The sequence below is a fragment of the bacterium genome (assembly GCA_035295165.1).
Lineage (GTDB): Bacteria > Sysuimicrobiota > Sysuimicrobiia > Sysuimicrobiales > Segetimicrobiaceae > JAJPIA01.
The window spans coordinates 55792-64029 of the sequence record DATGJN010000114.1; the positions used below are offsets into that span (position 1 = coordinate 55792).

Sequence of the window (8238 nt, forward strand, 5' to 3'; positions counted from 1 at the left end):
GCTCATCGTTCACGCGCGCTCAAAACGAAGCGACGCGAGGTACGCCGCCTCGTCCTGCGACGCCCGGCGCGACGTCTCCCAATCGACGGCGCGAAACCGCAGCGGCGTGCCGCGAGGCAGCTGGGCCAAGAGGCGCAGATCCCGACGCACGACCGCGGCGATCTTCGGGTAGCCGCCCGCCGTTGGACCGTCGGCCATGATGACGATCGGCTGGCCGCCGGCGGGCACCTGGATCGCTCCGGGGAGCAGCCCGTCGGACAGCAGCTCGACGCGGGCCCGGTGCGAAAGGCGTGGGCCGTCGAGCCGATACCCCACCCGGTCCACCTCGTAGCTCAGGTGGTACTCCTCGGCAAGGAACGCCGCGACCGCCTCCGGGGTGAAGTAGTCCTCCTGGGGACCCATTACGACGCGCACCTCGGCGTCGCCGCCGATCCGGGGCGCATGCGGTCCGGCGAGCCGCAACGATGCGGCAGGCGCCCGGCGCGACGCGGCGAGGCGATCGCCGCCGCGGAGCCGCCGTCCGCCGTAGCCGCCGATCCCGCCGCGAACATAGGTGGCCCGGCTGCCCAACACCGGGGACACGTCCACGCCACCGGGCATCGCCACGTACCCCCACAGCCCGGTGCGCGGCGCGCCAAACGAGAGCACGTCGCCCTCGGCGAGCGCCACAGCGCACCACATCGGCGCGTCTCGCCCGTTCACGAGCGGCGCGAGATCGGCCCCCCCAATCGCGATCGTGGTGCGATGGAGCGCGATGAGACGAGGCCCTGGGAACGTGACCTCCACCGCAGCCGCGCCCGGCGGGTTTCCCAGCAGCAGGTTGACGATCCGCAGCGCGAGCGGGTCCATCGCGCCGCTCTGGGGCATCCCGAAGCGCCGATATCCGGGACGTCCGAGATCCTGGATCGTGGTGAGGAGCCCTCCGTGCTCGGCGACGAAGTCCGGCCGGGATGGGATCACCGCCGGCAGTGTGGACTCGTCGACCGGTGCCCGCTGTTCGTACTCCTCGGCAGAGATCGCCGCATAGCGCACCCGGTCTCCGGCGTCGAGCAGGAACGGTTCCGAGCGCAACGGATCATAGATCCTCAGCGGCGTCCGGCCGATCAACCGCCATCCGCCCGGGCTATCCGTCGGGTACACACCGGTCTGCTGACCCGCCATCGCGACGGAACGTACGGGCACCCTGGTGCGCGGCGACGGGAGCCGCGGCACGCGAATCGGAGGGGGCAGCGTGCCCATGTAGGGGAATCCAGGCGAAAACCCCAGCATGTAGACTCGGTACTCGGCGCCGGTGTGCACCGCCACAACCTGGGCCTCCGACAGTCCGGTCTCCGCGGCCACGCCCGCGAGATCGGGCCCGTGGACGCCGCCATACGCCGTCGGGATCTCGATCAGGCGCCCCGCGGGCAGGTGCATCAGGTCGGCTTCGCGCAACCGCTCCGTGACGGCGGTGCGGACCTCCGACGCTGACGTGGACGCCGGATCGTACACCACGAGCAGCGAGCGGTACGTCGGCACCGTCTCCCGCACCCCCGCCGGCGGGCGCGCGTCGAGTTCCCGCCGGAGTGCAAGCACGGCGGCGTTTGCCGCATCGGAGATCTCGTCGCCGCCGAACTCGACGACGAGCCCCGCATCTCCGAGCGGACGGAACTGCGGGGTCGTCACGTCCATGCGCCCGTGACGCGGCGCCGCGGTCGGGCGCCGCCAAGCGAGGCGGGCCGCGACGGTCGTGGCTCTTCTGTCGTCATTGGTCCCCGCACAGCGTCCGCACCGCGCACACGCGCCCCTGTTCGAGGAAGACCCGGGGAACCCGGCGCGACGTCCGCGCCAGCACCTCGTACGAGATCGTCCGAGCCGCCCGCGCCACAACCTCGACCGGCACGGCGGGGCCCCAGAGCTCGACCTCGTCGCCCGGTTCAGCGGGCGCGTCGCCCGCGTCCACGGTCATCTGATCCATGCTGATGCGGCCGACGATGGGCGCGCACCGGCCGGCGAGCAGCACGGTACATCCGTCGCCGGCGAGCCGCGGGTAGCCGTCGGCGTAGCCGACGGGGAGCGTCACCAGCGTCGTTTCGCGCGAGGTGCGGTGCGTGTGGCCATAACCGACCGGCGTGCCGGCCGGCACGCGCTTGCGGTACACGATCCGCGCGCACAAGCGCATCACCGGGCGCAGGGCGACCCGCCCCGCGAGATGCGGCGCCGGTGGAATTCCGTAGAGCGCGATCCCGCAGCGCACGAGATCGAGGCGCGACGCCGGCATCGCGAGGGTCGCCGCGCTGTTGGCCGCGTGCCGGAACGCGGGGCGCACGCCCGCGCGTTCGAGTCCCTCGAGCACCCCGCGGAACACCGCCAATTGCCCAGACGCGGACGCGAGATCGACCTCGTCGGCGCTGGCAAAGTGGGTGAAGCAGCCCTCCAGGGCCACGTGCGGGAGTGCCGTGACGCGGGTCGCAAGCGGGGCCGCGTCCTCCGGCGCAACGCCGAGCCGCCCCATCCCGGTGTCGACCTTCAGGTGTAGATGCGCGACCCGCCCGACGGTGGCGGCCGCACGGCTCGCGGCGAGCGCGACGGTCGTCTCCGAGACCGTCAGACGCAGCTCATGCGCGACCGCCGCCTCCGCTTCCTCGGGCCGGATCGAGCCCAGCACCAGCACGGGCGCCGCGATCCCCGCGCGGCGCAGCTCGATCCCCTCGTCCACCGTGGCGACGCCGAGCCCCCACGCGCCGGCCCCCACCGCTGCGCGCGCGACCTGCACGGCACCGTGACCGTACGCGTCGGCCTTGACGACCGCGAGCATGCGCGCCGGTGCCGCCACGCCGCGGAGAGCGCGGAGATTCTCGCGCACCGCATCGAGGTCGATCTCCGCCCACGCCGCGCGCGTCGGTCTCGGGACCTCGGTCCGGGGCGACGTCCCGCGCGGCGGCGGGCGGTCAGGAGACGGTCCGGAGCCCATCGTCGACGTCGCCCGTGCGCACACGGACGAGCGCACGGGGAATCGCGTCGGCCACCTCGTGCGCGAGGAGTCCCAGTTCCCCGGAGGCGGCCAGATCGCCGGCCAGCCCGTGGAGATAGGCCGCGCAGGCCGCGGCCTCGAACGGCGGCAGCCCGGCGGCCAGCAGCGCCGCGGCCGCGCCGGTGAGCACGTCCCCCATGCCGCCGGTCGCCATCGCCGCGTTGCCGGTCGGGATGATCCGCGCCGCGCCGCCGGGCTCGGCGACCACGGTCCGCGCGCCCTTGAGCACGACCGTGACCCCGAACGACCGGGCGGCGGACCGCGCGGTCTCCACACGGTCCCGCTGCACGTCCGGGATCCCGCATCCGAGCAGGCGCGCCATCTCTCCGGGGTGCGGCGTGATCACCACGGGCCCCGCCGCCTCTCGCAGCCGCTGCGGCTCGCCGGCGAGCGCGTTCAAGGCGTCGGCGTCCAGCACCGCTGGGCGCCCGAGTCGGGGGAGCAGCCGGCGCACAAATGCCACCGCCTCGGGGTGCATCGTGAGCCCCGGCCCGACGGCCACGGCGGAGGAGGCCTCGACGAGCTCCAGCACGGTCTCCACGGCGCGTTCGGCGATCGTCCCGTCCGGCGTCTCGGGAAGCGGGTGCGTCATCGCCTCAGGCAGCGAGCCGGCCGGAACGGCGGCGAGGGACGCGGGCAACGCTATGGTCACGAGGCCCGCGCCGGCGCGAATCGCGCCGCGGGCCGCCAAGATCGACGCGCCCACAAACCCGCGGGCGCCCGCGACGAGCGCGACCCGGCCGAACTGGCCCTTCTGGCCGTCCGCCGGCCGGCGGGGGATCGTGCGCTCCACCCACGCTGCGGTCGCAAGCGCGGTAGCGATCGGCGCCGCCTCCGTAAGCGACGGCGGCATGCCGATGTCGGCGACGACCACGGAGCCTGCGCAGGCAGCGGCGGGGTACTGCATCAGGCCCACCTTGGGCAACCCCATGGTCACCGTCGCGACCGCTCGGACGCACGGCGGGTCCGCCCGGCCCGTCGCGGCGTCGATGCCGGACGGCACGTCCACCGCGAGAATCGAGACGCCCGAACGGTTCGCGGCCTCGATCAGTCGAGCGGGCTCGCCCGCCGCGGGTCCCCGGAATCCGGTACCGAAGATCGCATCGACCAGCAGGTCGGCCGCCCCGAGGATGCGACCGAGTGCCAGGTCGTCGAGCGACGCGGCGTCGTGCACCGGGACGCGCCGCGCTCGGAGCGCGCGCAGCCGGACCGCAGCCTCGCCCCGCACCTCCTCTTCGGGCGCGGCGAGCACGACCGTGACCGTGAGATCCGCCGCGAGGTCGCGCGCGGCGACGAACCCGTCGCCGCCGTTGTTGCCCCTGCCGGCCAGCACGACGACGCGGCGCCCGCCGCGCGGGCGCAGCAGACGCCGCGCGACCTCCGCCGTGCACGCGCCGGCGCGGTCCATCAGTGCCGCCACGGAGATGCCGAACGCGTCTTGGGCGTGCCGCTCGAGCGCCGCCATCTCTGCCGGCGTCGGGAGTTTCACTCGCGCCCCCGCGTTCCGGCAGCCCGGGTCGCGTCGCGCGTCACCGCCACGAGCTCACCCCGGGCACTCGGCGATGACAACGGCGGTCGCCAGGTCACGGGTGTGGGAGATCGAGACGGCCCAGGAGCCGATGCCGCGCCGTAACGCCGCCTCCGCCGCCCGGCCGGTGAGCCGCACGAGCGGGTTGCCGAGCGCGTCGTTCTCGATCTCGATCTCGCGCCACGCCACACCCCGCCACCCGGTGCCGAGCGCTTTCATCACGGCCTCCTTGGCCGCGAACCGACCGGCCAGCCGCTGCGCCACACTGGGGGACGCACCGACGTGACGGAGCTCGGCCGCGGTGAATACCCGACCGAGAAACGCCTCGCCCCACCGAGCGATCACACGCTCGACCCGGGGCACCTCCACGACGTCCAATCCCACCGCGCAGATCATCGGCGGTGCGGCACTACGGCGTACGCGGCTCGGCCGCACCCGGCTCCGCCTCGTCGACGAGCATCACCGCGATGCCGTCCCGGATCGGATATCGCCGTCCGCACTTGGTGCAGACGAGCCGCTCCGCCTGCTCGATCACCGGCGCCTTGCACACCGGGCACGCCAGAATCTCGAGCAACTCCTTGTCGATCACGACGGCCATCCTCCCCCGCGCCCCCGGCCGCACCACCTCACGCGCCGGCGGCGCCCGCGGAACCCTGCTGTCGAAACCATTCGACGGTGCGCCGAAGCCCTTCCTCCAGCGAGACGCTCGGCCGCCACCCAAGGACGCGCGCGGCGCGCGCGGGCGACAGCACGATCTTGTGCACCTCGCCGGAGACGGCCGGGCCGTGCTCCGGTTCGACCGATGCCCCGGTGAGCACCCGGAGCTGCCACGCGAGCTCGTTGACCGAGGTGCCGACGCCGGTTGCGATGTGCATCGGCTGGTCGATGTGCCGCCCGATCGCGCGGAGGTTCGCCTCCGCGACGTCGCCCGCGTACACGAAGTCGCGCACCTGCGTCCCGTCGCCGAAGATCGTGGGACGCCGTCCCGCGAGCAACGCCTCGGTGAAGATCGCGATGACGCCGGCCTCGGTCTGGGGATCCTGGCGCGGTCCGTAGACGTTGCCGTAGCGCAGCACCGTCGTGTTCAGCCCCGGCATGCGCCGGTAGTACCCGAGGTATTGCTCCCCAAGGTACTTGTGGAATCCGTACGGCGACGTCGGCAGGATCGGATCGTCCTCGTCCACCGGCAGCCGCGCCGGCTCACCGTACAGCGCGCCGGCCGTGGACGAGAAAATGATCTGGGACACGTGATGGCGGGCCGCCAGCTCGAGCACCCGCAGCGTCCCCAGCACGTTGGTCTCCGCGTCCGCGACCGGGTTGGCGATCGACGCGCGGACGTTCGCCTCGGCGGCGTGGTGCGATACGACCTCGGGGCGCTCCTCCCGGAAGACCTCCGCGAGCTCGGGCCGCCGGATGTCCATGCGATAGAACATCACCCCCGGCGGCGTGTTGTTGCGCCGGCCGCCGCTCAACACGTCCACGACCGCGACGTGGTGGCCCGCGTCGCGGTACGCCTCCGCGACGTGCGACCCGACAAATCCCGCTCCACCGGTCACGAGGATTCTCATTCGACCGTCACGCTCTTCGCGAGGTTCCGCGGTTGATCCACGTCGTTCCCGCGGAGCCGCGCGACGTGGTAGGCGAACAACTGCAGCGGGATGACGGACAGCACCGGGGCGAGCAGCGGGTCCGTCGCGGGCACGTCGAGCAGGGTGTTCACGTGCGGCCGGAGGGCATCGGCGGTGTCGGCCGTCGCGACCCCGATCACATCCGCCCCACGCGCGCGCACCTGCTGGATGTTGCTGACGGTCTTATCCAGCAGATCCGGCTGGGTGGCGAGCGCCACGACGACCACCCCCGGCGTGACGAGCGCGAGCGTTCCGTGTTTCAGCTCGCCGCCCGCGAGCGCCTCCGAGTGGATGTAGCTGATCTCCTTGAACTTGAGCGACCCTTCCATCGCAACGTAGTAGTCGAGCCCCCGGCCGATGAAGAAGACGTCCTCGGTCGTGTACAGACGCTCCGCGAGTGCGACGATCTCCGGCTCGCGCCGCAACACCGACTGCGCGAGCGAGGGCAGCGCGCGAAGCCCGCGGATCAACGCCGTGCCCCGGGCCGGCTCGAGCGTGCCCCGGGCCTGCCCCAGGTGCACCGACAGCATCGTCAACGCCGCGAGTTGCGTCAGGTAGGCTTTGGTCGAGCACACGGCGATCTCGGGCCCCGCCCGGGTGTAGAGTACATCGTCGGCTTCGCGCGGGAGCGTGCTGCCGATGACGTTTGCGACGGCAAGGGTCCGCGCGCCGTGCGCGCGCCCCTCGCGGGAGGCCGCGATCGTGTCCGCGGTCTCCCCGGACTGACTGATCGCCACCGCCAACGCTCGGCGCCCCACGAGCGGGTGCCGGTAGCGGAACTCGCTCCCGAGGTCCGCCTCCGCCGGGATCAGCGCCAGGCGTTCGAGCAGGGCCCGACCGACGAGCCCGGCGTGGTAGGCGGTCCCGCACGCCACGAGCCACACCTTGTCCAACGCGCGCGCGACGTCCGGGGGAAGCGCGACCCCGTCCAGCGCGACCGCCCGGTCGTCCGGCAGACGCCCCATCATCGTCTCCTGAAGCGCCCGCGGCTGTTCGTGGATCTCCTTGAGCATGAAGTGGGCGTATCCGCCTTTCTCCGCGGCGTCCGCGTCCCACTCCACGCGCATCGGCTCGCGTATGATGGCGCCGCCGCCGATGCGGGTGAGCGTCACCCCGGCGCGTGTCAGCACGGCCATCTCTCCATCTTCGATCACGAGCACGTCGCGCGTGTAGGGGAGCAGCGCGGGAATGTCGGACGCGAGCAGCATCTCGCCCCGCCCGAGCCCGACGATCAGCGGGCTGATCCGACGCACGGCGACGATCTTGTCGGGCTCGTCTGCCGAGAGGACGACGAGCGCGTAGGCGCCCCGCGCGCGATCCACCGCCTGCTCGACTGCGGACGGAAGGTCGCCCCGGTAGGTCTCCTCGATGAGGTGCGCGAGCACCTCGGTGTCCGTCTCAGAGTGGAACCGGTGGCCGCGCGCCAGCAACTCCTCCTTCAGCTCCAGGAAGTTCTCGATGATGCCATTGTGAATCACGACGATCCGGCCCCGGCAGTCCGCGTGGGGATGCGCGTTCTCATCCGACGGATGACCGTGCGTCGCCCACCGTGTGTGCCCGATTCCGAGCGCGCCGTGCACCGGCGACCGTTCCATGATCTCCGCCAGGCGCGCGAGCTTGCCCGCCGCCTTGCGCACCTCGACAGACCCGCCGTTCATGACCGCGACGCCCGCGGAGTCATACCCGCGATACTCCAGCCGGCGAAGCCCGTCCAGCAGCACCGGGACCGCCGGGCGTTCACCGATGTACCCCATGATTCCACACATGTCTGTGCCTCCGTAATGCCCTACACGAGCCGGCAGGCGCACGACGTCTGCGGGCGTGCAGCGACAGGGTTGGACCCGACGACGATCTCGCGCCACCCCGTTCCGCCGCCGCGCGCGCGGCTCGATGTACTCCACCCCTGTCGGGGTCCGACCGTGCGGGCGCGCTGGGCGTGGGGAACGGCACGAGCGAGCAGCGGCGGGCACACGGTCCGCCGATGGCGCCGTGGGGACGGGGTATCCGCCACGTCGCCCGCTGCCTGTCGGGGCTCTGGTCCCAGACGCCTTTTGTCCCCGCGGTCGCCC

At 72.8% G+C, this 8238-nt stretch carries 7 protein-coding genes; all 7 read right to left on the reverse strand.

The features are described 5' to 3' along the window. Nucleotides 1-9: 9 nt before the first annotated feature. The 7 genes from pxpB to glmS all read right to left on the reverse strand — a co-directional run bounded on the left by pxpB (nt 10) and on the right by glmS (nt 7935). Complete coding sequence (gene pxpB / locus VKZ50_20270) at nt 10-1671, reverse strand: 5-oxoprolinase subunit PxpB (GenBank protein HLJ62066.1); 1662 nt, start codon at nt 1669-1671, stop codon at nt 10-12. 73 nt (nt 1672-1744) lie between these two features. Continuing rightward, the gene (gene alr, locus VKZ50_20275) at nt 1745-2953 is read right to left on the reverse strand and encodes an alanine racemase (protein ID HLJ62067.1); all 1209 of its coding nucleotides are present in this window, start codon (nt 2951-2953) and stop codon (nt 1745-1747) included. Further along, nucleotides 2931-4502, reverse strand: coding sequence for an NAD(P)H-hydrate dehydratase (locus VKZ50_20280; protein HLJ62068.1), 1572 nt, complete (start codon nt 4500-4502; stop codon nt 2931-2933). The genes alr and VKZ50_20280 overlap by 23 nt, the downstream gene beginning before the upstream one ends. A gap of 54 nt (nt 4503-4556) precedes the next feature. Next, on the reverse strand, nt 4557-4925 hold the full coding sequence (gene acpS, locus VKZ50_20285) for a holo-ACP synthase (protein HLJ62069.1): 369 nt from the start codon (nt 4923-4925) through the stop codon (nt 4557-4559). A 25-nt stretch (nt 4926-4950) separates the two neighbouring features. Further along, nucleotides 4951-5139, reverse strand: coding sequence for a Trm112 family protein (locus tag VKZ50_20290; protein HLJ62070.1), 189 nt, complete (start codon nt 5137-5139; stop codon nt 4951-4953). 28 nt (nt 5140-5167) lie between these two features. Then, nucleotides 5168-6109, reverse strand: a complete 942-nt coding sequence (locus VKZ50_20295; GenBank protein HLJ62071.1) for an NAD-dependent epimerase/dehydratase family protein — start codon at nt 6107-6109, stop codon at nt 5168-5170. Next, nucleotides 6106-7935: a glutamine--fructose-6-phosphate transaminase (isomerizing) gene (gene glmS / locus VKZ50_20300; protein ID HLJ62072.1), complete on the reverse strand. Its 1830-nt coding sequence runs from the start codon at nt 7933-7935 to the stop codon at nt 6106-6108. Before glmS ends, VKZ50_20295 begins: the two co-directional genes overlap by 4 nt. Between the last annotated feature and the right edge of the window lie 303 nt (nt 7936-8238).

What these genes read in the sequence shown, in the direction of transcription:
- pxpB (HLJ62066.1), bottom strand. Translation starts at nt 1,671, where the DNA reads ATGGACGTGACGACCCCGCAGTTCCGTCCGCTCGGAGATGCGGGGCTC.
- alr (HLJ62067.1), bottom strand. Translation starts at nt 2,953, where the DNA reads ATGGGCTCCGGACCGTCTCCTGACCGCCCGCCGCCGCGCGGGACGTCG.
- VKZ50_20290 (HLJ62070.1), bottom strand. Translation starts at nt 5,139, where the DNA reads ATGGCCGTCGTGATCGACAAGGAGTTGCTCGAGATTCTGGCGTGCCCG.
- VKZ50_20295 (HLJ62071.1), bottom strand. Translation starts at nt 6,109, where the DNA reads ATGAGAATCCTCGTGACCGGTGGAGCGGGATTTGTCGGGTCGCACGTC.
- glmS (HLJ62072.1), bottom strand. Translation starts at nt 7,935, where the DNA reads ATGTGTGGAATCATGGGGTACATCGGTGAACGCCCGGCGGTCCCGGTG.